Origin of the sequence: Stenotrophomonas indicatrix, assembly GCA_041545745.1 — a bacterium.
GTDB lineage: Bacteria > Pseudomonadota > Gammaproteobacteria > Xanthomonadales > Xanthomonadaceae > Stenotrophomonas > Stenotrophomonas indicatrix_A.
Genome location: CP168152.1, coordinates 4075546 through 4098666 on the forward strand (window position 1 = coordinate 4075546; position 23121 = coordinate 4098666).

15 protein-coding genes, 1 tRNA gene and 1 pseudogene are annotated in these 23121 nt (G+C 57.7%); 6 read left to right on the forward strand and 11 right to left on the reverse strand.

Annotated features, from left to right (window positions below; translation table 11 throughout):
• Window positions 1-23 precede the first annotated feature (23 nt).
• From ACEF39_RS18560 to ACEF39_RS18570, 3 genes are all read left to right on the forward strand, one after another.
• Window positions 24-1523, forward strand: coding sequence for an ATP-binding cassette domain-containing protein (locus ACEF39_RS18560; RefSeq protein ID WP_500286134.1), 1500 nt, complete (start codon window positions 24-26; stop codon window positions 1521-1523).
• A 349-nt stretch (window positions 1524-1872) separates the two neighbouring features.
• Window positions 1873-1995 (forward strand): class III lanthipeptide, encoded by a 123-nt coding sequence (locus ACEF39_RS18565; RefSeq protein ID WP_500286135.1) that lies wholly within the window; start codon window positions 1873-1875, stop codon window positions 1993-1995.
• Between the two features lie 130 nt (window positions 1996-2125).
• Window positions 2126-2248: a class III lanthipeptide gene (locus tag ACEF39_RS18570; RefSeq protein WP_500286136.1), complete on the forward strand. Its 123-nt coding sequence runs from the start codon at window positions 2126-2128 to the stop codon at window positions 2246-2248.
• A gap of 440 nt (window positions 2249-2688) precedes the next feature.
• On the opposite strand, the gene ACEF39_RS18575 is transcribed toward ACEF39_RS18570, so the two are convergent.
• The 5 genes from ACEF39_RS18575 to ACEF39_RS18595 are packed head-to-tail and all read right to left on the reverse strand — an operon-like array spanning window position 2689 to window position 9946.
• Window positions 2689-4008 carry a sensor histidine kinase gene (locus tag ACEF39_RS18575; RefSeq protein WP_500286137.1) on the reverse strand — a complete coding sequence of 440 codons (1320 nt, stop codon included), beginning with the start codon at window positions 4006-4008 and terminating at the stop codon, window positions 2689-2691.
• Window positions 3995-5473, reverse strand: a complete 1479-nt coding sequence (locus tag ACEF39_RS18580; RefSeq protein WP_500286138.1) for a sigma-54-dependent transcriptional regulator — start codon at window positions 5471-5473, stop codon at window positions 3995-3997. The genes ACEF39_RS18575 and ACEF39_RS18580 overlap by 14 nt, the downstream gene beginning before the upstream one ends.
• 20 nt (window positions 5474-5493) lie before the next feature.
• A complete protein-coding gene (locus tag ACEF39_RS18585; protein ID WP_500286139.1) occupies window positions 5494-7932 on the reverse strand; it encodes an ABC transporter permease in 2439 nt (812 codons plus the stop codon).
• Window positions 7929-8702: an ABC transporter ATP-binding protein gene (locus ACEF39_RS18590; RefSeq protein WP_500286140.1), complete on the reverse strand. Its 774-nt coding sequence runs from the start codon at window positions 8700-8702 to the stop codon at window positions 7929-7931. The genes ACEF39_RS18585 and ACEF39_RS18590 overlap by 4 nt, the downstream gene beginning before the upstream one ends.
• Window positions 8699-9946 (reverse strand): efflux RND transporter periplasmic adaptor subunit, encoded by a 1248-nt coding sequence (locus ACEF39_RS18595; RefSeq protein ID WP_500286141.1) that lies wholly within the window; start codon window positions 9944-9946, stop codon window positions 8699-8701. The genes ACEF39_RS18590 and ACEF39_RS18595 overlap by 4 nt, the downstream gene beginning before the upstream one ends.
• A 682-nt stretch (window positions 9947-10628) precedes the next feature.
• On the opposite strand from ACEF39_RS18595, the pseudogene ACEF39_RS18600 reads away from it, so the two are divergent.
• Both ACEF39_RS18600 and ACEF39_RS18605 read left to right on the forward strand, forming a co-directional pair.
• Window positions 10629-10835: pseudogene (locus ACEF39_RS18600) on the forward strand (DDE-type integrase/transposase/recombinase); the annotation flags it as partial.
• Between the two features lie 292 nt (window positions 10836-11127).
• A protein-coding gene (locus ACEF39_RS18605; protein ID WP_500286142.1) for an IS3 family transposase occupies window positions 11128-12284 on the forward strand; the annotation gives its coding sequence in 2 pieces (ribosomal slippage) (window positions 11128-11368 and window positions 11368-12284; 1158 coding nt in all).
• On the opposite strand, the gene ACEF39_RS18610 is transcribed toward ACEF39_RS18605, so the two are convergent.
• The 6 genes from ACEF39_RS18610 to dtd all read right to left on the reverse strand — a co-directional run bounded on the left by ACEF39_RS18610 (window position 12258) and on the right by dtd (window position 22109).
• On the reverse strand, window positions 12258-12836 hold the full coding sequence (locus ACEF39_RS18610; protein WP_500286143.1) for a hypothetical protein: 579 nt from the start codon (window positions 12834-12836) through the stop codon (window positions 12258-12260). The genes ACEF39_RS18605 and ACEF39_RS18610 overlap by 27 nt on opposite strands.
• Window positions 12837-14172: 1336 nt before the next feature.
• The gene (locus ACEF39_RS18615) at window positions 14173-17427 is read right to left on the reverse strand and encodes a hypothetical protein (RefSeq protein ID WP_500286144.1); all 3255 of its coding nucleotides are present in this window, start codon (window positions 17425-17427) and stop codon (window positions 14173-14175) included.
• A 425-nt stretch (window positions 17428-17852) separates the two neighbouring features.
• Window positions 17853-17928 (reverse strand) — tRNA-Ile (locus ACEF39_RS18620).
• A 58-nt stretch (window positions 17929-17986) separates the two neighbouring features.
• The gene (gene yjjJ, locus ACEF39_RS18625) at window positions 17987-19387 is read right to left on the reverse strand and encodes a type II toxin-antitoxin system HipA family toxin YjjJ (RefSeq protein WP_500286145.1); all 1401 of its coding nucleotides are present in this window, start codon (window positions 19385-19387) and stop codon (window positions 17987-17989) included.
• Between the two features lie 340 nt (window positions 19388-19727).
• The gene (rpoD, locus tag ACEF39_RS18630; RefSeq protein ID WP_500286146.1) at window positions 19728-21578 is read right to left on the reverse strand and encodes an RNA polymerase sigma factor RpoD; all 1851 of its coding nucleotides are present in this window, start codon (window positions 21576-21578) and stop codon (window positions 19728-19730) included.
• Window positions 21579-21668: 90 nt separating this feature from the next.
• Window positions 21669-22109 carry a D-aminoacyl-tRNA deacylase gene (gene dtd, locus ACEF39_RS18635; RefSeq protein WP_099820533.1) on the reverse strand — a complete coding sequence of 147 codons (441 nt, stop codon included), beginning with the start codon at window positions 22107-22109 and terminating at the stop codon, window positions 21669-21671.
• A gap of 63 nt (window positions 22110-22172) precedes the next feature.
• Here dtd and ACEF39_RS18640 point away from each other — a divergent pair, with 63 nt between their 5' ends.
• The gene (locus tag ACEF39_RS18640) at window positions 22173-23093 is read left to right on the forward strand and encodes a lauroyl acyltransferase (RefSeq protein WP_500286147.1); all 921 of its coding nucleotides are present in this window, start codon (window positions 22173-22175) and stop codon (window positions 23091-23093) included.
• Window positions 23094-23121: the final 28 nt, after the last annotated feature.

The following is a 23121-nucleotide window of genomic DNA, read 5'->3' on the forward strand; positions in this document are numbered from 1 at the left end:
CAGATCCATTCATTCAAAGGTTCATGATTGACCAGCTCGTCGCCCGGAACATCGAGATGTTCCTGGCGGCGGTCCTCACGGCCTTCGCCTTGTATATCGGAATGTACTGGCTGGGATGGCGCACAGTGCTACTAAGGGCGGATGTGGACAGGGTGCTATCCGCACTGCTGATGGATCGCGCCATGTCTTCGCTTTACGCCCATCCGCCTAGGCGGGGCTCGCAGGGAGGTGATCTCGTCAGTCGCGTTATGAATGAGCCAGCACAACTATCGGGCACCGCAACCTTCGCGCTCGAGATGTTTGGAATAGTGCTGACGTTCTGCTTCTCCGTGGTCTTCTGCGCTTTCGTATCTATCTACGCCATCTTGCCGTTGCTGCTCTTGCTTCCGGTGGTCATAGTCGTTGTCATGCGCGACGCCAATCGTGCGCATGGCGCGTCAATACGAGTTGAAAGACGCAAAGCAGAGGCGACCTCGGAGCTTACGCAAACCCTGGCGTCAATGGCTCTGTTCGTGCCTTTCAGGCTCTTGGGGCGAGTACGCAGAGGCGTTAGTAGGAGCTTCTCAAAGTACCGCTGGGAGAACCGCGAGATGTTGGCAGGTCGCGCGCGTGTCAATCGAAACGCTCGGATGTCGATGTCGGCCGTAGAGGTACTTATTTTCGCTGCCGTGGCATTTGTTGTGATACAGAAAGATCTGAGTATTGGATCCTACTTTGGGCTGACCGCAGCATACTGGCGACTACTGAACTCAGTACGCGACATGGCCGAACGCATGCCCATGGTGGCAGTGCATTATGGTCGCATCCGCAGATACGAACGGTTCTGTGGGCGCACCCCGGGCCGCTGGCTATCGACCGCGAGTGGCAATGAGTACTCGGAATTGAGGGTGCGAGGCCTAGTAACTGGGCGATACGACGGCACAACACGGCAATTGACCGTTGATCTTGCACCGAGCCAAAGATTGGTTGTAACGGGTGCTAATGGCGCAGGAAAGACGACTTTTCTCAATGCCTTAAGTTGCCCAAGCAGCGATCAAGTTGGACATTTGCAGGTTCCAGGTCCAATGTCACTGGTAGTCAGCCCGCCAGCCTTCCCCGTTCTATCCATCTCGCGTTTGTTAAAGCTCGACCTGTTGGGTGACGAGGCTATTCAAGAAATCAGGGAGCTGGCGAGCGAGCTTGGGCTTGATCCAGGTCGGTTTGATGAATGCCCCCAAGGTTGGTCTGATGGCGAAAAGCGCAGATTGGGCGTCCTTCTGGCGCTAAGCAAAAAAGCGGCGATCTACGTCTTTGATGAGCCACTGTCAGGCTTAGAGAGTGCTGCCAAATCGAGAATCATGAAGGTCATTATTGATCGAACCAAGACGGCAATTTTGGTGGTGACCCTGCACGAACCCGAGCTTGTAACGCTCTTCACGCATCACTTGGACATGTCGGGCAACACCGGCGATGGTGATTTGACGCCTACCAAATTTGAAGAATTGCCAATCTCGACACCACGTGCTGTCCAGATTGGCGTATGAAGTTCAGAAAAAGCGTCGAGCTTTTGCGGCGCCAACGAGGGTGAGGCCCGAGGTCGTCTCACCTGGTGTTTGTTCTATGGCCTCAGTAGGAAGACGAAGCGCCGATAGTGAGGGAATACTTTGGCTGCAAACCCACGGCGTCGTGTACGCGGCGATTTGATGGGATCAGCAGCTTCTGTACTTGCTGTCACAGCCAGTCAGGATTGTCAGTCACGTTAGCTCTTGCTAAGAGTTGATGCTCTGGCAGAACGCATGCCTTGAATCTAATTTAGTCCACCTTCAAGCATCAGGAGACGGTGATTAAAATTGGCCCAGGGTATTTATTATTTAACTAAATGGAGTTAAACCTATGAACAACGTCCTTGCATTGCAGGCCCTCGAAACCGCCCAGGCCGCTGAACTGCTGGGTATCAGTAGCGTCAGCAATCACTGCAGCAGCGGCAGTAAGGGCTGCACTCACGAGGAGGAGTAACTGCAGCTGCTGCAATTTTGAGAAAGAAGCTCAACCGATGCAAAATCATAGTTGACGCTCAGCAGTGAACAATTGCAGTATTTGCTGCAGTTGAATATCGGTATTTCAAATGCTTACATGGAGTTAAGTAATGAATAATGTTCTCGCATTGCAGGCCCTCGAAACCGCCAAGGGCGCAGAACTGCTGGGCATCAGCAGCGTCAGCAATCACTGCAGCAGCGGCAGTAACGGCTGCCAGCAGGAGGAGGAGTAACTGCAGCTGCTGCAATTTTGAGAAAGAAGCTCAACCGATGCAAAATCAGAGTTGACGCTCAGCCGTGAACAACTGCAGCAATTGCAGCATTTGCCGCAGTTGCTGCAGTTTCTCGACACCTCAATACTTAAATGGAGTTAAGTAATGAATAATGTTCTCGCATTGCAGGCCCTCTAAACCACTCAGGGAGCAGAACTGCTGGGCATCAGCAGCGTCAGCAACCATTGCAGCAGCGCCAGCAAGGGCTGCCAGGCAATGTAAGGGGCGGCTAGTCACTCGTAACGAAAACAAATGAACGTTACCAGCGTCTAGCTAAATGTCGGGGCTCCTCGCCCCCCCCACAAACGTCGAATTTTAGCGCGTGCCTTACTGGCTTGCGCAAAGTGTGCAAGAGCTTGGCGCGGCAACTCGCTTGAAGCGTTCACGTACCGGTACAAAACTTAGAATAATGGAAGTTCTATCCGCGCCACAGCCCCCCTCACTCCGACCCTATTGTCCAGATCAATTCGACCACCATGTGCATCCAGGATCTGCCGCGCGAGCGCTAACCCGATGCCATTACCGTCCTTTTTTGTCGTGTAAAAGGGAATGAACAGGTTTTCGCGGTTAACTATTCCAGCGCCATCATCGGCAATTTCTATTATGACGCTGTCATTCCCTTCCTTCCAGCTAACTAGCAGTTGTGTTGCGCCGGTTGACTGCATCCCGTTGCGCAGGACATTGATCAAAACCTGCTCTAGTTGAACTCGATCTGCTGCAACTGAAACGTCCGCACCATTAACCTTCACATCAATGCCTTCGAAAATTGCACGCGAAGATTCTACGACTGCCCGAAGAGATGTTTTTCGAATGCAGGGAGCAGGTATCTTGGCCAAAGCAGCGTACTGGCTTATGAATGACCGGAGATGTGCGCTCCTTCTTTCAATGACGACCAGACTCTCTCGAATGTCTCCTAATAGATATGTATCCGTATATTGCGCGGAAGCCGGCAATAGCTGCTGTGCAGTGGCAGCCATTGAGGATATCGGAGCGAGAGTGTTATTGATTTCATGGCTGATAACGCGAAGAAGTTGACTGAAGGCCTGTGCCTGCTGCTTTCTCAGAATTGGCTCAACGGATTGGATGAAAAGAAGTCGTGCGGGCTTTGCCCTGATGCGCAACGTCGCGTGCCTAACATGCCAACGTCCGGGTAAACCTCCGAAGTCGTGACTCTGCACCGAGCCCGACGGCACGTCGAAGAGCCTAGCCAAGGAAAGATCAGAGGCGCTTCTGCCGATCAGATTCTTCTCAGTTGATCGCAGAATGTTGGCTCCCGCCAGGTTAGTCATTTTCAGGCACTGTTCGTGGTCAAACAAATAGACCCCCGCATCAAGCGCTGCGAGTGTCTTGCGAACGAGATTCTGGGCTTCACGCTCGGCAACCTGTCGTTGCTGGAGAGCTGTCGCAAGGAGATTGACCTCCTCTAAAATTCGGTAGTATGTGTTCCCTCCCTTCTGCATGCTTGCCCGAATTGCGACGTTTCCTTTTCGGATCGATTCAAGTAGCGTGAGTAGGGTTCGCTCATCGTGCTGCTCACGCGCCCCCAATGACTTGGCAAGCGCTATAGTCAGTGTTGCGACCAGCACTAACAGTATTAGCGACGGGCCCAAGGGCGGAGCTCCTGCGACTAGAACGGTCACTAATCCAAGCGTGGCGGGAACAGCAACCAGGGCATATCGCGCGGAGGAGGGACTACTGCGCCGCAACTTACGCAAGCTCATGTCGACTCATTTTTCGATAAAGGCTTTGTCGGCTGATCCCGAGTTGATCGGCCGCACGCTGGATATTTCCCTTGTGATCCCGAAGTGCTCGACGTAGCAGTTCAGCTTCAGCCTCGTCTAGAGTGAGCCCATGGAGATCCTTCTCGCTACTAGCTGAGCCTGCTTTAGTCACACTTGTATCAAGCTGCAAATCCTCCGGCTCGACGGTTTGCGTGGAACACAATAGTGCTGCCCGCTCCATCACGTGAGCGAGCTGCCTAACGTTCCCTGGCCACTCGTATGCACGCAGCGCTTCGGACGCCGCTTCATTCAGCCTCAGCTTTCCTCGTTGATATCGCAACGCCGCAGCGTCTAAGAAGTTTGTTGCGAGTTCGTTAATGTCCTCTCCTCGCTCACGAAGCGGAGGGACGTGAAGTTGGAGAGGGTTGAGACGATAGAGGAGGTCCTCTCGGAATTCCCTAACGCGGACGCGCTCGTTTAGGTCGGCGTTCGTTGCGGAGATTATTCTGACATCTACTCGTTGGGTAGTAGAGGAACCGACGCGCTCGAATGAGCCATCCTCGATGGCTCGAAGTATCTTTGCCTGCTGGTCCAAGCCCAAATTTGCGATTTCATCCAGAAAAAGGGTGCCCTGATCGGCGAGCTCGAATCTACCCATGCGATTTGACTTGGCATCTGTAAATGCGCCTTTTACATGACCAAACAGTTCACTTTCAAACAGCGAGGGAGCCAATCCCCCCACGTCCACTTTTACGAACGGAGCGTCACAACGCGGGGACTCCCGGTGCATCATGGCAGCGAGCATAGACTTTCCTGTGCCGTTCTCACCGAGAATGAGCACATTTGCGCTACTCGTTGCGACCTTGGACCACTTCCTCAGGAAGGACCGCATTGCTTCCGACCGCGACACCACAAACGGGCTGACCTCAGATAGCCGAAGGCGCTGCGCTTGGGTTAATTTTTCGTTCTCTACCATGCTTTGACGAAGCTTGACCCTTCCGTCGATTACCGCTAGAACTCGAGCATTGTTCCAAGGCTTCTCAATGAAGTCGACGGCTCCCGCCTTCATTGCGTCTACAGCGACCTCCACACTGGCCCAGGCTGTCATCGCGACAATAGGTAGATCGGGATAGCTGCTGGCCAAGCGAGAAACCAGATCCACGCCCTCCTGGCCCGATGTGGTGTCGAGCTGGAAGTTCATGTCAACCAAGGCTGCGCAGACTTGGTTTGACTCAGCCTTCTCGATGGCCTCGGCTGGCGTTGCGGCTTCCACTATGGCGAAACCAGCGCCCTTAAGCAGAAGGCCTAGCGCTCTACGGATGTCTTCCTCGTCGTCCGCGACGAGTATGAGAGGTCTTGGGATATCTTGTGTCATTGCTATCAGTTCTGCATCTGTATGGCGACGATGAAGCATTGCGGACGGGGCGTATAGCCCCGTCCGCTTCACCACCAGGGCGGCGTCCATGAACCACCTTTGGTCTAGCGCTAGCTCTCCCGAAGTACTTTCATAGGATCAACAGCCGAGGCGCGTCGTGCGGGACCTATGCTCGCAGCCAGCCAAGCAAGGGTCAATGTCACAATCACAAGCGCGAAGGCAGCTATGTCTGCTGAGGAGGTCTGAAACAGGAAGCGCTGGACCAGCTTGGACACTGCCATTGAAACAGCGATACCAATCGCTAGCCCGTAGGCCAACTGTTTCCCGCTCTCCTTAAGAACCTGTAAAAGCAGGTGGCTTGGGCTCGCCCCTAGGGCTGCACGCACGCCGAACTCGTGACTGCGAGCCGCGATTGAGTAGGCGAGCACCGCGTAGAGCCCAACACAAGCGAGAACGAGCGCCAATATCGAGAAGATCGACACAAGGGTTACATTGAGCCTCTGTCCCGAGGTGGTCGATCGCACCACATGATCCATGCTCTCAATGTGTGAAATGGGCTGCTGATTCGAGGTGGAGGCAATCAGCCTGGGCAGCTTGCGGTGGATTTCAGTAGCAGAGCCTGGTTGTAAGAGGACAGCGTAGCGCAGTGGCAGGAAGTCCCTGATTGTTACCCAAAGCGTCTGCGTAACCTGGGCGAGGGGGATGTAGATGATAGGAGGTGCAGGCTCACTTGGGCCCAGCTGACGAACGTCGCCCACCACGCCTACCACACGCATTGTCTGTGCAATTCCGTCTTCGTCGGGTAGCGTGATCATCTGTCCCAATGGACTTCCTGTCAGATATGACTTTGCGAAAGAGTAGCTAACGATGCACGCTCGTGGCGAGTCAGCCCTATCCTGTGTATCCGTAAACGTTCTGCCGGACAGCAGAGGTATTGAGAAGACATCGAAGAAGCCAGAAGTTATGGGGCGGAACTGAGCACTAATTTCCTGCCCGCTGGGGAGTTGCATGTTGTAGTTGAACTGGGATCCCGTTGGGAGGTTCGTGCTTGCGGCGACATTTTTAACACCTTGCTGCACCGACAGCATTTCCACAATGCGTCGTTGTTGCTGAAGGACCGCACCAATATCCGGCTGGTCAAGCTGAATTGGGGACAGCGAAAAGGTTGTGATCGAATCGCTCTTGAATCCCATGGGGACGGAGGACAGCTGTTGCAGACTCCGGCCAAACAGCGCCGCTGTAAGCAGGAGAACAGACGCGGCCGCTATTTGAAAGACGATTAGAATTCTCGCGAGTCTACCGGCGCCACGCCCCATCCCGCTCCGACTTTCGTTGAAGATACTGGCGGGGAGCGACCGGGTCAGCCTGGCATTTCCAATCACGGCAGCGCTAACTGCGGTTAACTGGGCGATGAGCAGGGTACTAACTATCGTAAACGACCCAAGCCCCACGGTTCTACCTTGAGTCCATTCGAGTGGAATCTGAGGGGTGAGGAGTAACAGCCCTAGCCAAGCAATTGCGATGCCGGCAATTCCACCGATCAATCCGACAAGCACGGCCTCGGAAAGTTGCGGCACGAGCAGCCGGGAAGACGTTGCGCCAAGCGCGGCGCGGATGGCCGAGTCATGTGCGCGAGAGCCTGCTCTGAGAACCATCAAATTAGTGAGGTTCATAAGTGCGATAGCGAGGACGCATCCTGCGACTGCAAGGAACATCCATGGCACGTTGCCGGAACGGCTCACGAATATTCCGTCGTTCAGATCGATTGCAGTAAACTCCATCTGACGGGCGGATGCTCTCCCCCCTTTAGATGCACCTAACTGCGCGAGATACGCGCGAAATCGCGTTTGAAGCTCTGCAACCAATTGTGATCTTGATTGCGATCCGGATAACCGCCCCACAATAAATTCATTTATCGATAGGCTGTTGCTTGTAGGATCGTTGCGCAGAGGGGTAATCAAATCAAACGTATCTGGCCACACAAACGCCGGGGACAATACGCCAACGACTGCGACCTCGCGTCCTTCAATCACGATGCTACGACCCACAACGTCTTTTGCTGCGCCGAAGTGACGCCGCCAAAGATCGTTGCTAATGATCACTGCATCTGCACCATTCCTAGTATCCTCGGACTCTAAAAAGTTACGCCCTAATGTCGGGAGAAGGCCCATCGTGTCAAGGAAGCCACGATCAGCGCCCAGCGATGTAAGAACTCTTGGCTCACCGTCGACGACCGCGTTTACATTGCGCGTATAGGCTTGAACTAGTCCCGTTGATTCAAGTGTCTGGAACTCCTTAGCTCTATTGTAGAGGCCAGGTGACCCGTAGGTCGTTCCCTCTCCGGAGGAAACCCCGAGGGTGACGAGCTTATCTGCGCTGGGGAAGGGCAGCTCACGAAAAACCGTCTGGTCCAGAAGTGCAGTCACCATTGTTGTGGTGGCGATGCCCAGAGCCAGCGTTAAGCTTACAAGTGCCAGATAGCCCGGTCGACGGAAGAGCGCGCGCCAGCTTTGCAGGGCGTCATCAGTGATTAGGTCTGCCTTTATCATCTCGCCTGCTCCGCAATACTCAAGGCCTGGGACGGCGCTATTCGACCACTGCGAGCAACCTCATCCTCATCGACGATCTGTCCATCTAGCATATGAATCACCCGGTCTGCGCGTTTGGCGAAGTTTGCATCGTGCGTGACCATGCAGATTGTTGAGCCCGACGCATGCAGATTTGATAACAACTCCATGACAGACTCGCCATTTTTGCTGTCCAAGTTTCCGGTAGGTTCGTCCGCCAGAAGTAGAGCGGGTTCGCCAACTAGCGCTCGTGCGACAGCGATGCGTTGCTGCTGTCCGCCTGACAGTTGACCAGGATAGTGTTTCCGGCGATGCGCCATGCCAACGAGCTCTAGAGCTTGGTCAGCTTTTTCAAGCGCAGTCCTTCGATCATAATTAGCGCGATAGGTAAGAGGCAGGGCAATATTTTCTATTACAGTCAGGTCGGCTATCAGGTTGAATGATTGGAAGATAAAGCCGATGTGGCTGTTTCGCATTACCGTTCGTTTGGCGAGGGATGTCCCGGTCATTTCCTCACCGTTGATGAGGTACTTTCCCTCGTCAGGCGAGTCCAAGAGGCCGAGAATTGATAGGAGTGTTGATTTCCCGCAACCTGACGGCCCCGTGACAGCGACGAACTCTCCCCGATTAAAACTTAGGGATATTGAAGAGAGGGCGTGCGTTTCTATATCTGTAGTATGAAATACCTTGTTTACCTCTGAGAGGAGGATAAACGGCTCCTCTGCATGCAGGTTGATGCTAGCGTTGCTCATTTGATGCGCACCTCTTCGTAGTCTGCCCAACGTGTTGCGTCTGAGAGAATCACCTTTTGCCCGGGTTTCAAACCGCTACGCACCTCTATTCGGTCGCTTGAAGCGGCACCGTATTCCACAGGAACCCAGTGAGCGCGTGCGCCAGCACTGTCCAGGACCAATAGGCGCCCTGTGCTATCAGCAGCGGCGAGCGCTGGCCTGCCAATCGATACAGCGTCAGCAAGCGTTCCTAGCAGTATTCGCCCCTCCACGGAAAGATCCGGTCTAGCCCCGGAGGGAAGTTCTGCTGGTAATTCGACGTCCACTGTAACGGCGCCATCGCGAACTGCGGGATCTACACGTGCAATGCGGCCAAGGACGCTACCATTTCGGACATCAATCTCCGCTGACAGACCTTGGATTACTCCTGTAGCGAGCATCTCCGGCACGAGCAGTCGAGCGATTAGCTTGTCGGGCTGTGCAACTCGCGCGAGTTTGGCGCCGCTTTCAACCTGTTGCCCCTCTTCAACTTCGACGTGTTGCAACGTTCCGTTGATGCCCGCGGCGACTGTCAGAGAAGACACCTGCTGGTTCGCTATATCTAGTGAACTCTTTACCTCTTCATTCCTTGCGGTCGCCGCACGCAGTTGTGCTTCCATGTTTCGTTGAAACGCTGTCACCCGCTCCCTTTCGATGGCTGATTTTCGCTGAGCTTGCTGCTCAGCAATCTCCGTCTGCTTAAGTTCGACCGATGAAAGAATTCCCGCAGCAAATGCCTTTCTATGCGCATCTGCCTTCACAGTCGCAGCCATAGACTCAGACTCTGACTGAATTGCTGCCGACTTTTGATCCATAAGCTGTGAGGCGAGCGACGCTCGAAGGGCGGCAGTATCTGCTACCGCTGCAACGTAAGCGGCCTTCGCCTTGATCATGTTGGTCGACACTTCCGGATTCTCGAGCTCCAAAATGGTGTCTGTAGCGACAACTTGTGTGCCGCCTTGCAGGACCACTCTCTTGACAGTTGCGGTGGCACCAGCGGTAACCCACCTGATGTCTTTGGGCACTAATCGTCCGCTAGCCCTGATCTCACGCTTCATCTCTCCCTGGACAACGCTGTCTATCCAAATATCGTCCAAGCCAATTGATGGTGGTGCTTTGCCTAATAGTGCCAGCACGATCGCGGCCAAAAACAGCACTGAAACGAGTGCCGCCGTCAGCAGCTTACGGCGGCGCGTGAAACCTTGAGGTGCTTTTTTTATGTCCATGACGACCCTGAAGCACAAATCGTGCCAACTCCGTCGAACTGCTACTTTTGGCGCGCTTCGGAGGCTTCCCGCGTCATCTTGCGATCCGAGACGTCCGTTTTCGGACACTCCGGACACGTCAGTGGAATTCGGTGGTGTCTTGGCTGGCAGAAAGCACACCGTACGGGTGCCATCTAGCTGAGGGTGACGGCTACCCGCAAATAGCTGCCTCTACCACTTCCGGCCTGCTCGGCTGCTTGGCGACCTGACCGGCTGGCAGAGGTAGGCGTGAGCCTACTGGTACGCTTGAAGCGCTGGTTGATCCGGTGCTATTACACACATCTCCCTAGGCGCTGGAGATGCGTTGTGATCAGAACAAGCCACTCTCATCCCCTGCTCATCGCAGAGATCCCGATCGGGAGTAACGGAGGATACGTTGGCGTCTCCTTCGCGCCGGGAAAGTTTCAAGAGATCGCTATAACCGGTTCTTGGGCTAGAGATCTGGACACTGATCTCTCAGCCATCCGAGCCTGGGGAGCGACCCACCTCATCACCTTGATCGAGTCGTGGGAGTTTGATGAACTCCGCATACCTCAGTTGCCAGGGCGCGCGTCTCAGCTGGGACTGCAGTGGCACGGGCTCCCAATCATCGACGGTGCAGCTCCCGATGTGCGGTTTCTTCTTCCTTGGGAAACCCTCGGCCCTGTGCGGCGTCATTCGCGGCAAGGGGGTGCGCACGACGATCCAGGACCGCAACGTCCCGTGCCCGCTCGATCGCGTCCAGCGCCAGTTCCGGGCCGACCGACCCAACGCCCTGTGGGTCAGCGATTTCACCTTCGTCTCGACCTGGCAGGGTTTCGTCTACGTCGCCTTCGTCGTTGATGTGTATGCCCGGCGGATCGTCGGTTGGGAGGGAGATTGGCGGCAGACCACGCAAGATGCCACCCGGCTGAAGGGCCGGCTCTTTGATTCTGGTCCAGATAGGCGATCGGAATCACCATGCAGCGTGGCGGGAACTAGACCAAGAGCCGGCAGTGGAACATCGATCGTTCGAGCCACAGACGGGTGCACTCTTTCGGCAGGCCTTGAGCTGTCACGAAGCAGCTTGGTAGCTGTCCGCGCAGAGACACCAAGGGCGAGGGGTTCACCCCCGTTTTCACGGACACTTACGAGAAGGCCGATCCAGGCCATAAGGAGTGTTCATGTCAAAGCGTAGGAAGTTCAGTGCCGAGTTCAAGCGCGGAGCGGTTGAGCAGGCGAGCAAGCCCGGCGTCAGCTGCGCCCAGGTGGCCCGGGAGCTGGGGATCCGCGACACCCTGCTGACCCGCTGGAAACGCGAGGCACAGAGCCCGGGGGCTATCGCCTTCGGGGGCGCCGGAACACCTCGGGATGAGGAGTTGGCACGCCTCAAGCGTGAGCTGGCGCGGGTGAAGAAGGAACGGGATTTTTTGCGAGAAGCGGCGACGTTCTTTGCAAAGGGATCATCCTGAGGTATCAGGTGATCGAACGTTGCCGCGATGAGTTTCCGATCCGGCTGATGTGCCGGTGCCTGAAGGTATCGGCCAGCGGCTACTACGCGTGGAGCAAACGCCCTGCGAGCGCCCGGCAGGTCGACAATGAGCGCCTGGTGGTACGGATGCGCGAACTGCACGAAGACAGCCGCGGTACGTTGGGGGCTGGTCGCATGCGCGAAGACCTGGCTGAGGAGAGCGAAAGTGCCAGCTTGAACCGGGTCGCTCGCCTGATGGCGGCCGACGGCCTGCAGGGCTGGCCCCGGCGGAAGCGTCGCGGGGCGCGTTACAGCCCGGCCGTAACGCCGCCGGGCGTGGTCAACCTGCTTGAACGCGATTTTCTCGCGCTGGAGCCGGAAACCAAGTGGGTGACCGATATCACCGAGATCAAGACCCAGCAAGGCAAGCTGTATCTGTGCATCGTGCTGGATCTGTACGACCAGCGCATTGTGGGCTGGTCAATGCACGCTCGGCAGGACCGTCAGATGGTGATCCGGGCGGTGCAGATGGCGGTGTGGCAGCGGCAAGGAAGCGATGAGGTGATCCTGCATTCGGATCGTGGCAGTCAGTTCCGCAGCGGCCACTACCAGGGGTATCTCGCGGCTAACGGACTGATCTGCTCAATGAGCGCTGTTGGGCATTGCGGCGACAACGCGGCCTGCGAAGGCTTTTTTGGGCTGCTGAAGCGCGAGCGGATCTATCGAACGAGCTACCCCACACTGGATGCAGCAAGAGCGGATGTGTTTGACTACATCGAGCGACGCCACAACCCAAGGATGCGGCGAAGGATCGCCAGGCAGGATCAGAAGGTTGCAACTCTTTTAGAACCGTCCGTGGTATCGGGGTAGAACCCTTGTTAGATCCGGATCGGTAAAGTATGTGCCGTGGATGACGGGCAGCATCAGCTCATTGAAGATCTTCTGATGCGGCAGTTGATCGATTGGATATCCGTCGATTAGCTTCTTGAGATCTCCGTGCGACAGCAGCTCCGAATTTCCGAGTAGAACAACTCTGTGTTCATAGCTTCCACGATCGGGAATCTTTTTAATCTCTTTCTGCATCTTCCTGATCTGGGCGTTGTAGGGCTCGCCAGCTTCCGAAGTTGTCTCGCCATGCATAATCCTGGCGACGTCCATCTTTAGCAGATCGGTTGGGGTCATGTGGACGCTCAAGAAGTTCTTCGCGTTCGCTCTAAACTTTGCTTGCAGCAAGTACATTTTCTTGTTCGGTCTATCAATGTAATAGGCATCAATGCCGCCGTCGTACTTTCCGTCGGTAATGAAAGGCTCTCGGGCCGAGTGACTTATAAGCCCAAATCGTGCCTTCAAAAACAAATGAAGAAGCGCGCGCGACCGTGCTTGGATTACGGCGTCATGGTTGCTCTTCGGTGGGTTATACACCGCTTCCTGGGGGGGGTGCTTCGCTTCTCAGCGAGTCCAGTACACGTATCAGTGCCTCATACAGACGCTGAGACCCATCGTCCCAAGAGGCCGCTTCCGCCATTGCACTAGTCTTTGCCATCACCATCCTCGTCACCTTGAATTTGGATCCTTTTAGCGTATCTCACGCGTGCAGGTTGTGGCGGGGGTGCGCCCATTTTTTGGTTGTAGGAGATACGGTCGGTCTTCCCGATAGGCGAGGGCTCCGAGGCGCATTAGCGCTTCAGCCCCCCCCCCTTCACAAGCCGCGGATACTGTTTGAACGTGGATGCTAACGGGAGACGGACCGAGGTCAGGATCATTGCCGTCCAGTTGTCTTCATGACCGCTTCTGTCCGGAAGCGGTCACCCAAGGGCGGGTGCCCATTGTTTACACAAGCCGGGGCGATTCACTCCATGCTGCACAGCGAGTACTCATTGAGTAGGGAAGGCTGCCTTCAGCGATCTTCGGAGGTACTCCACCGACGCTCTGGACCACATGTCACCCCTCTGCGCAGCGTAGTGCAACGACTGAGAGTCCTTCAGTTGCCAGGTCGGAACGGCAAAGCGCGAACTTGCGACACCCCGGACTGCTCGACAATGGGAAAGAAATGCGATGTTCTTCTCTCGCAGTTCTGGATCTAGCAACTCAACATCGCCAGCGTAGCGTGCATGCTCTCTATACAGAATGAAGTTGGGCAACTTCACAGCCGTTGGCCACCGAAGAATGGGCAAGGGTGCAGCTGGGAAGGAAGCTTCATAGGGAAGGTACATCGGTCCCAGATCAAGCTACTGACCCGCGGCCAATACCCAGAAGTGCGAAGGGAGCCCATCCTTACCGCCTCCGAATCCCTGGAGCGTCAACGTTGCGCCGTCTCGGGACACCACCGTACAAATGAACTCTCCTCCCACCATATGCGCTGAGATGCCTTCGTCTCGCAGAAGGGCCGCGATCCCGAGAGATGCATACATGCAACGCTTATGAAAGTCGTCTGGGAAGAACTCGCGAAGCGACACATCTACGATGGCCAGTGCCTGGCCGATTGAATCTTTTGTAGCCATGGATGTCAGACCTACCTTAATGAATGAGAATCCTGATCCTCCTTCAATGTCAGGGACAGGTTCGCTGTCAGTACTGAGGCCTACATCCATCCCGATTAAGGAATAAGCCACATGAATCCGTCAAAACAAGATAGACACGTCCCCGACTGACGGCGGCATTATGGCCTCAAGCGATCGGAATACGTTTGTCGGCACAGGTTGCATGCAACGCTACGCCTCGCCCTCAGGTTGCACACGCACTAGCCGCCTGAACTCGCCTATTTTTGAAGGCGTTGCATGAAAGGTGCTTCAGTCATACCCGCCGGTAGTACAGGGTCGGTGATTCCACGCATGGCTGCAATCAAAGGCGAGGAAGGATCAACCTTCCATGCTGGAACAAACTGCAAAGACGAAATTCTTATTCCCAGATCAATGTTCTCGCGTGCAAGTGCTATCCCAGAGGCGCCTCCCTTGAAATCAACTGGCATCAGGATGACGAATCCCGACCGTCTAAAGTGTTCCTGCAGGATGTCAAGGTTTCGACCTGATGATGGCGTCATGTCGTGCATCCGATAGGCCATGGCACAAAATCGATTGTTCGACATGGCAGCTTTCATATACGACTCACTGATACCAACTACCACACGGTAGGCCAGCGGATTACTGCGCTGGATTTCGGTAATGATCGTCACACTGAGCCAGCCATCCTGGTTCTCCGCACCAATCTTTTTGAGCCATCCACGGAAGATCTTCTTGCCTGACTCGAAATCCTCGAAAGCCAAGGCCATCATAGGCGGCACTACTTCTCCAGGTGCCTGTGGCAATGCTACAGCTGTTCCTTTCCACTTCGCCTTATCCCACAGTGGAAGTACGATGGGGGACATCACTCTCACGTCGCGATGCCGAATAGCATCTGCGCCAAATAGATGCTCGGGACGCAACTCATCGCCGGGAGCCCCCTCCTCGCGGGATACATCGTCACCTTCCTCAGCGGCAACGGCCCTTGGCGCCCATGCCTCCTCTCGAGCGAGCGGAAAGTCAGACAAACTTTCGTCTCGCAGCCAATCATTCGCCCGCCCAGGCGGAGGATCTCCGAGGATGTTTGCCAGTGAAATGATCGATCGTGCAGCGTAGTGTGCGCGATCCTGAGCGCGGAACTTTGCAAACATTTCTTCAAACTGCTGCGACTCGGCATTGAGTTGCAGCTCATAGGTCACGCGCGTGAAGAGATCAAACATTGGTCCTTCAAAGCCTTCACCGACAATATCTGCGACTGCCAAGACTGGGTGGGTGATGATGAGCGTCGTCTCGCCGCAATCGTCCTCGACATGACGATGCGAGAACGGTGCCTTCGCAGCCTCGGCCTGTCGAACCTCGATAAGCAGTCGCTCTCGTGGAGAAATGAGCGTCATGCCGCGAACCGCACTGGAGTAGAAGGCCTCGAGGAAGCCTACGATGCTCTCTCCAAGCAATGCCGATGTAGTTCCGCCGCGGACCAGAATTTCGACTCGACACCCCAGTATGAAGGTCACCAAGGTGGTGGTACGGAAGTGCCATAACGGCTTTTCGGAAAGATCGAGCCCGGCCGGGGACGCGAGCCACTGGCTGAAGTACTGGTTCAGATCGCCGTCACCGGAGCCGTACTCTTCCCGTATCTTGCTCTCGTAGCCAAGCATGAAAAGTGCGGCAGCACGCGACATCTCCAAGCCTAGGCTGGAGAAGAGGTCTGGTAGTCGCGTCAAAGCCACCCAGTCTTCATGAGCAGTACGAAGAATAAGTATCCCCAAGACTCGATCGATTGCTTGCAGTTCATGATCAAGCTCCTGGACCTCTGCCTCACTCAAGCTCAATGCAGTTCGGATGGGCCCAAACCACTTCACCCATGCAAGCACGTAGGGCACGCGACCAAGCTGAATCTCAATCCACGCTAGCTTCTTGAGAAGCGGTAGCGCACGTCGATCAACAGACCCTTCCTTGAACCACGAGTACAGGGATCGGTCGAGCGCACCAACAAGATTTCCTCTTGCTGCATAGAATAGTCCCGCCGACTCGTACGCCAGCCCTGTTCCAACCAGCGCAGCTATGAACTGATCACGGCAGTCGTCTTGTGCCAGGAGCACCTGCGCACGGGCCAAGTCGTCAATCGCGTCATACGGCTTCTTTCGCTCAAGCTTTTGCAGTCCGCGCTGCAACTGCAGCTCGCCAGCGGCACGATCGCCATTCCTCTCGCGCTCGATTTCAATGACGCCGTCCAAGAGATCATCATATCCGGCCGTGTCACCGATGAACTGTGATAGCTCCCGCACGATGCGAATGATCGGCTCGATGGGGAATTCAATCAGTCGACGTACTTGGCCAAGGATTTCGTGCATTGCGGCCAGGGTGGCCTGCAGGCTTCCTTTCCCGCGCCTGGTCTCAGCGAGATCCATGAGGAGCAGCTGCATGCGTGCCCAGAGCGAACTTGTCGTCTTTGAAGTGTCGTCGGCATGGCGCTGGAGTGCGGCACGCAATGCGGCTGTACGCGCCTCTTCAGGTTCTTTTGTGATCTGAAGCGCCGTCCATAGATTGACGAGGTCATCTAGGTGCCATACCCAGTCGGAGGACAGAGCTTCGGATTCAAGGAGGTCATAAATTCGTGCCGCTTCATCCAAGTCATCGAACCACCAAAGTGCGCTCCAAGCTTTCATGTACAAAATGCGCTGTCGCTGGCTACCTCCGACTTTCTCCGCGAGACGCAGTGCACGATCAAAGCGGCCATCGATTTCATGTCGGGGCCTCTCAAGGCCCCGTGCAAGCACAGCAGATCGCAAGCTCTCTTCAACCAGCTCGAAGGTGACTGAAGATGCAGCCGCTGCCTCAATCTTGGTGTCCAACGCCTCCAGATCGCGCAGTCTGCCAACATCGTGAGGGCCGGGCGTAGAGACAGTCTTATGCGTAAACTCGAACTGGAGGGCTTCGGCTACGGTGTCCCACCGTCGATTTCGGACAACTTTCTCTACGATCCAGCTTCTGTCGAGGATTCGCACCGGGACGCCATGTTCAGCTGTCAGGGCATCTTCTACTGCGGCACGATCTTTGTCCTTAATGGCTTGATTGGAGATGAAGTAGATCAGGGAGTACGGCCGACCGGTAGACGCAATCTTTGCAACGTCGGAGAGGACTTTTGGCTTCCATTGGGCCTTGGCGCTCACTGCGAAGCCCCAGCGTTCTTCGGCAGCGGTTGGCGCCCCCTCGAACCAGAGCGTCGCAATCGACGGAGCTACTGGATACGTCTCCGTATCGACCTTGCTATCACCACCGCCTGTGGGCCCAGTCTGCGGTATGAGATTGGGGCATAGCTCCTTCTCAGCGAGCAACCGCGCGAAGTTCTCAAACGCGGTTTCTTCCTTACGGCTGGTGAGGGTTTGCAGATGGTACTCAAACTGGCGTCGGTCCATTTCGCCGACATCGGCATGCAGCGTGTCCGAGTACAGCTCCGGGCGTCGAGCACGCATGAATTTTCTGTAGCTCACCTTCGCAATCCCGTCGTCCATAAATGTCCTTAAGGTCTACGCTTCGCACACAGAAGCATGGCTCGCCACTGAGAATCATTTGGTTCAGGCTGCCAAGCCATTGCGTTTCAGCATGGCAATATCTGGTTTCCGGCAGTAGCGCACAGCCGTTATTGGATGCACCACTGTTAGACCTGTCGTCGTAGTCTGGCCAACAGGCACCACCATCATCACGTGGAGCCCTTCTAGCCTACCCTTCGCGTAGACGGTACATGGGCACTTCAGCATAAGTTGGCCGCAGCCGGAAGAACCACCACTTGCGGCACATAAGCCATTGAATTGCCTAGGCCGGCGAATCTACAGAGGCCTTAAATCGGCCAACTTGTGCTTTACGCTCTAGTACAAGTTGGCCAAAACGGCCAACTTGTGCTTTCGCCCACAACAGGTGGCAATGCGGGAGTTTGATGTGGTGGGCCCACCAGGATTCGAACCTGGAACCAAAGGATTATGAGTCCTCTGCTCTAACCGTTGAGCTATAGGCCCCCCGCAGCTGCACAGTGTAGTGGAGCCCCCTGCACGCTTTCCACTACACACCCAAGCATCATCCGAAACGCTGCCCCATCGCCTCCACCCGGCGGGCATTCTCCGCCGCCAGCTCGCGCAGTTCGGCCGAGCGCAGCAGCGCCGAGTCCGCCACGCGTTGCCAGTAGTCCACCGCCTGGGGCGCCGCCCAGTGCAGGTGCGCAAGCTGGCCACTGCGCTCCGGGGCGACGGACGCCAGCGGCGTAGGCGCACGTACGACCCCGGTGCGCGAAGGCGCCAGTGACATCGGCAGCATGTCGTAGACCGGTGCCAGCGCCAGCGGGCCGCGATCCACCAGGTGGAAACCTAGATTTCCCTGGTGCATGTCGCTGTTGCCGATGAGCCGGCCGAACGCGTGCAGCCTGCCCATGGTGGCCTGCGCGTCGTGATCGACCCAGCCCTGCGCCAGCAACGCGTCGCCCGCCGTTCCCCAGTCCAGGGTCACATCGCCGACGAATGCCGATGACAGCGCCAGCAACGAGACGAAACCACGCCGACCGAGCACGTCAACGGTGCGGTCGAAGCGCTGCACCTCCAGGAAGGTGTGCGTGTCGGTCTGGAGGACCTCTGAAGCGGCTGCCTGCATACCGGCGTCGCGCAGGCACTGCAGGGCCAGGTGCTCGCAGACCAGCAGGTCCGCCCAGCGCTCTGCGGCTTGCCCTGCGGTGGGCTGCGCGAACTTGACCAGCGCTGCGTAGCGGCCGCCGTCATGCTCGACCGTCGCGGTGAACTTCGGTTGCTCGCCACCGGGCGACGAGCCGACGTCTTCGCCTTCCAGTGCTGCCGCGGCACGCTCGGGATAGCGGCGTGCACGCTCCCCTGCTGGAACCCGGTCACCGGGCGCGTCCAGCCCGCGCAGCGCCATCTGCACCGCATCGCCGCCGAGCAGGAGATCACCGATTTCGGTTCCGCCTGCACGGACGAGTGCCTGTAGGGTATCGGCCAGCTGCCATCGATTGAGGTCGTCGGGAACGCCCAGATCCCGGCCGCGACGATGTGCGAAGGTGCGACCGAGGAAGCCCTGCGGGCGCAGGTCGTCCAGGTACCACGGCAGCCCCGGGAAGTGGCTTTCGACGGTCTCGCCTGGCGAACGGGTCAGATTGGGGCGTGCGGCGGTGGTCGCCACGTGGAAGGTCTCGCCCGTGAGTGCCACGACCGTGCCCAGTTCTTCAAGGGTGGCGTCCGGCCCCAGCCGGAACAGCGGCCACTCGCTGCCCGCGGCGGTCTGCTGGCGGACGGCATAGGCCGTGGTACGGGTGCGGCCAAGTCGCACCACGCGGTTCCCGGCCTCGGCGACAAGACGACTCAACGTTGTCCGGGTAACCCTCAAGCGATCGACGAGATCGGCAGCTGATACGACCTCGCCGGCAGGCAGGTTGTCGAACAGCGTCTGGAGCTGGACGGTACGGGGACGGGCCATGGCCTGAGTTTCGGGACGAATTAAGTTACGAATCTATACACCAATTTTCGGCAAATCGCAACCTCACGAAACCCATATGCCATTGATTAAAATAGCATCTCCCCAAATAGCATCGAGAGAAAACCCGCAATTAAGTTACGAAACGCGCAACGAAATAACGCGTTCCGCCTAGCGATCCCCCAAGCCCTCGAACAACCGCTCCATCCGCTGCGCCGCCGCCCGGCTCGAGTACACATCCGCATTCGCGCCCGCTGCATACGCGGCGACACCTGCCGCCCCAAAAAACAAACCCCGCTTGCGCGGGGTCTGTCGGTGCTTCATCGCGAACTGCCGGGATCGATCAATCGATATCCAGGAAGCTGCGCAGCTGCTCCGAACGGCTCGGGTGACGCAGCTTGCGCAGGGCCTTTGCTTCGATCTGGCGGATGCGCTCGCGGGTCACGTCGAACTGCTTGCCGACCTCCTCGAGGGTGTGGTCGGTGTTCATGTCGATGCCGAAGCGCATGCGCAGCACCTTGGCTTCACGCGGGGTGAGGCCGGCCAGCACGTCGCGCACGGTTTCAGACAGATTGATGTTGGTGGTGTTCTCGATCGGGGACTCCACGTTGGTGTCCTCGATGAAGTCGCCCAGATGGGAATCCTCGTCGTCGCCGATCGGGGTTTCCATCGAGATCGGCTCCTTGGCGATCTTCATCACCTTGCGGATCTTGTCTTCCGGCATGTCCATTTCCTTGGCCAGCTCCTCCGGCGTAGCCTCGCGGCCGTACTGCTGGAGCATCTGGCGGGAAATGCGGTTCAACTTGTTGATCGTTTCGATCATGTGCACCGGAATACGGATGGTGCGCGCCTGATCGGCGATCGAACGGGTGATGGCCTGGCGGATCCACCAGGTCGCATACGTGGAGAACTTGTAGCCGCGACGGTACTCGAATTTGTCCACGGCCTTCATCAGGCCGATGTTGCCTTCCTGGATCAGGTCGAGGAACTGCAGGCCGCGGTTGGTGTACTTCTTGGCGATGGAGATCACCAGACGCAGGTTGGCCTCGACCATTTCCTTCTTGGCCTTGCGCGCCTTGGCTTCGCCGTAGGCCATGGCACGGCTGAGTTCCTTCAGCTCGTCCAGGTCCAGCAGGGTCACCTTCTCGATATCGATGGTGGCCTGCTGCTCGGACACGATCTGGTCCTTCACTTCACGCAGCGCCGAAGACCACTTCTGCTTGCGCTTCAGTGCGTCTTCCACCCATTCCAGGTTGGTCTGATTGCCTTCCCAGGAACGGATGAAGTCCTTGCGCGGCATGCGGGCAGTGACGGTGGCCAGGTTCAGCACGCGGCGCTCGTGGGCCTTGACGCTGCCCATGGTGTCACGCAGCTGCTTGGTCAGCACGTCGGTCAGCGGCAGCGGCAGCTTCAGGGTGACGAACACCGCCGACATCTCCTCGCGGAGCTTCAGCAGGTTCTTCTTGTCGCCCTTGGCAACGGCCTTCTTGAAGGCATTGAGGGCATCGCCCAGCGCCTGCATGCGCGCGGCGACTTCCTCCGGATCCGGACCGGTCGGGCCGGCTTCTTCTTCACCGCCCTCGACGTCGTCATCTTCTTCGTCGGCGTCGTCATCGCTGGCGTCGGCGTCATCGGCCACGGCAGCCGCCGGGGCGGGCACTTCTTCAGACAGATCGTTGAAGCCGACGATCACTTCGGCAAGGCGCTTGCGGCCTTCCTTGTGCGCTTCGTAATCGGTCAGCAGCGATTCGACCGACACCGGGAACTGGCCGAGTGCGGCCTGGACCTGGGACAGGCCTTCTTCGATGCGCTTTGCAATGGCGATTTCGCCCTCGCGGGTCAGCAGCTCGACGGTACCCATTTCGCGCATGTACATGCGCACCGGGTCGGTGGTACGGCCACCTTCGGTGTCGAGCGCGCTCAGCGCGGCGGCAGCTTCTTCGGCTGCGGTGTCGTCGACCTCACGGTTGCCCGTGTTGCCGTCGTTGAGAAGCAGGGTTTCCACATCCGGAGCAACTTCATGGACATCAATGCCCATGCCGTTGATCATGCCGATGATGTCTTCGATCTGTTCCGGGTCGACCATGTCGTCCGGCAGGTGGTCATTGACTTCGGCATAGGTCAGGTAGCCCTGTTCCAGGCCCTTGCTGATCAGTTGCTTGATTTCGGATTGGGCAGGACGTTCGTTGGCCATGTAGTGCTCGCGCCACCGGCTAGGGGGAAATAGGGAACGTAGCATTATACCAGCCCGGGGCCCGGCCTGCCGGGCGGTGGTCCCGGTGGCCTAGGGCCTGAGGAGGAAGGTCACGGGACCGTCATTGACCAGGCTGACGACCATATGGGCACCAAAGCGGCCCGTTTCCACCCCCGGCGCGTGATTTTCACGACAAATGTCGACAAATCGATTGAAGCCGCGTTCAGCCTCCTCCGGCGGTGCGGCGCTGGTAAAGCTGGGCCGCATGCCGGAACGGGTGTCCGCGGCCAGGGTGAACTGGCTGACCAGCAGCAGGCCGCCGCCGGTATCACGCAGCGAGCGGTTCATTTTGCCCGCCTCATCTGCAAACACACGGTAGCCGAGCACGCGTTCGGCCATCCGCTGCAGCTGGGCCTCGGTATCGCCCGGCTCCATGCCGACCAGGGCCAGCAGGCCGGGGCCGATCTGCCCTACCGCCTCACCTTCCACATGCACGGCAGCCTGGCTGACACGTTGAATCAGGACGAGCATCGGGGCAGGCTTCCAGGCAAGGGGCCGGCCACGATAGCAGCGCCCTTGGCTAAACTGGGGGAGATGAATCCACACCGCAAAGCCCGGCTGGTCTACCGCGCCACCACCCTGTTCGCCCGCCTGCCCTGGCCACTGCTGCGCGGGTTCGCGCACGCCCTGGCCTGGACGTGGGTGCGCCTCGATGCCCGCGAAAGCCGCGTCACCCGCCGCAACCTGGAGCTGGCCTATCCCGAGCTGGACGGCGCGGCACGCGAACGCCTGCAGCGCGACCTGCTGCGCTCCACTGCCCTGCAGGCCATCGAGACCCTGCGCCTGTGGAGCCGGAAGCCCGAAGACAACCTGCGCCTGCACCTGAAGGAGCGCCACGGCCAGGCGCTGTACGATGCGGCGCTGGCCAGTGGCAAGGGCGTGATCGTGGCGGCCCCGCACTACGGCAACTGGGAGCTGCTGAACCAGTGGCTGGCCTCGCGCGGGCAGATCGCCATCGTCTACAAGCCGCCGGAGGACGAGGCCAGCGATGCCTTCCTGCAGATCGTGCGCGGCGGCCACAACGTGCAGCAGGTGCGCGCCGAGGGCCCGGCCGTGCGCCAGCTGTTCAAGGTGCTCAAGGACGGCGGCGCCACCGGCATCCTGCCCGACCAGCAGCCCAAGGCCGGCGACGGGGTGTTCGTGCCGTTCTTCGGCGTGCAGGCACTGACCATGACCCTGGTCAACCGGCTGGCCGAGCGCACCGGCGCGACGGTGCTGTATGGCTGGTGCGAGCGCATCGGCCCGGACATGGAATTCGCCCTGCACATCGAGCCGACCGACCCGGCCGTGGCCGACCCGGACCCAGAGGTCGCCGCCACCGCGCTCAACGCGGGCATCGAACGCATCGCCCGCCGCGACCCGGCGCAGTATCAGTGGACCTACAAGCGCTATACGCTGCGGCCACCGGGCAGCGGCGAGGAAGACCCGTACGCGACCGACGAGCATCCGCACTGAAAGCCGCTCCACCCGGCCTGCGACACAC

Bases quoted from the DNA above. Each gene is read 5' to 3' on its own strand.
- ACEF39_RS18560 (WP_500286134.1), top strand. From the start codon at position 24: ATGATTGACCAGCTCGTCGCCCGGAACATCGAGATGTTCCTGGCGGCG.
- ACEF39_RS18565 (WP_500286135.1), top strand. From the start codon at position 1,873: ATGAACAACGTCCTTGCATTGCAGGCCCTCGAAACCGCCCAGGCCGCT.
- ACEF39_RS18570 (WP_500286136.1), top strand. From the start codon at position 2,126: ATGAATAATGTTCTCGCATTGCAGGCCCTCGAAACCGCCAAGGGCGCA.
- ACEF39_RS18575 (WP_500286137.1), bottom strand. From the start codon at position 4,008: ATGAGCTTGCGTAAGTTGCGGCGCAGTAGTCCCTCCTCCGCGCGATAT.
- ACEF39_RS18580 (WP_500286138.1), bottom strand. From the start codon at position 5,473: ATGGACGCCGCCCTGGTGGTGAAGCGGACGGGGCTATACGCCCCGTCC.
- ACEF39_RS18585 (WP_500286139.1), bottom strand. From the start codon at position 7,932: ATGATAAAGGCAGACCTAATCACTGATGACGCCCTGCAAAGCTGGCGC.
- ACEF39_RS18590 (WP_500286140.1), bottom strand. From the start codon at position 8,702: ATGAGCAACGCTAGCATCAACCTGCATGCAGAGGAGCCGTTTATCCTC.
- ACEF39_RS18595 (WP_500286141.1), bottom strand. From the start codon at position 9,946: ATGGACATAAAAAAAGCACCTCAAGGTTTCACGCGCCGCCGTAAGCTG.
- ACEF39_RS18615 (WP_500286144.1), bottom strand. From the start codon at position 17,427: ATGGACGACGGGATTGCGAAGGTGAGCTACAGAAAATTCATGCGTGCT.
- yjjJ (WP_500286145.1), bottom strand. From the start codon at position 19,387: ATGGCCCGTCCCCGTACCGTCCAGCTCCAGACGCTGTTCGACAACCTG.
- rpoD (WP_500286146.1), bottom strand. From the start codon at position 21,578: ATGGCCAACGAACGTCCTGCCCAATCCGAAATCAAGCAACTGATCAGC.
- dtd (WP_099820533.1), bottom strand. From the start codon at position 22,109: ATGCTCGTCCTGATTCAACGTGTCAGCCAGGCTGCCGTGCATGTGGAA.
- ACEF39_RS18640 (WP_500286147.1), top strand. From the start codon at position 22,173: ATGAATCCACACCGCAAAGCCCGGCTGGTCTACCGCGCCACCACCCTG.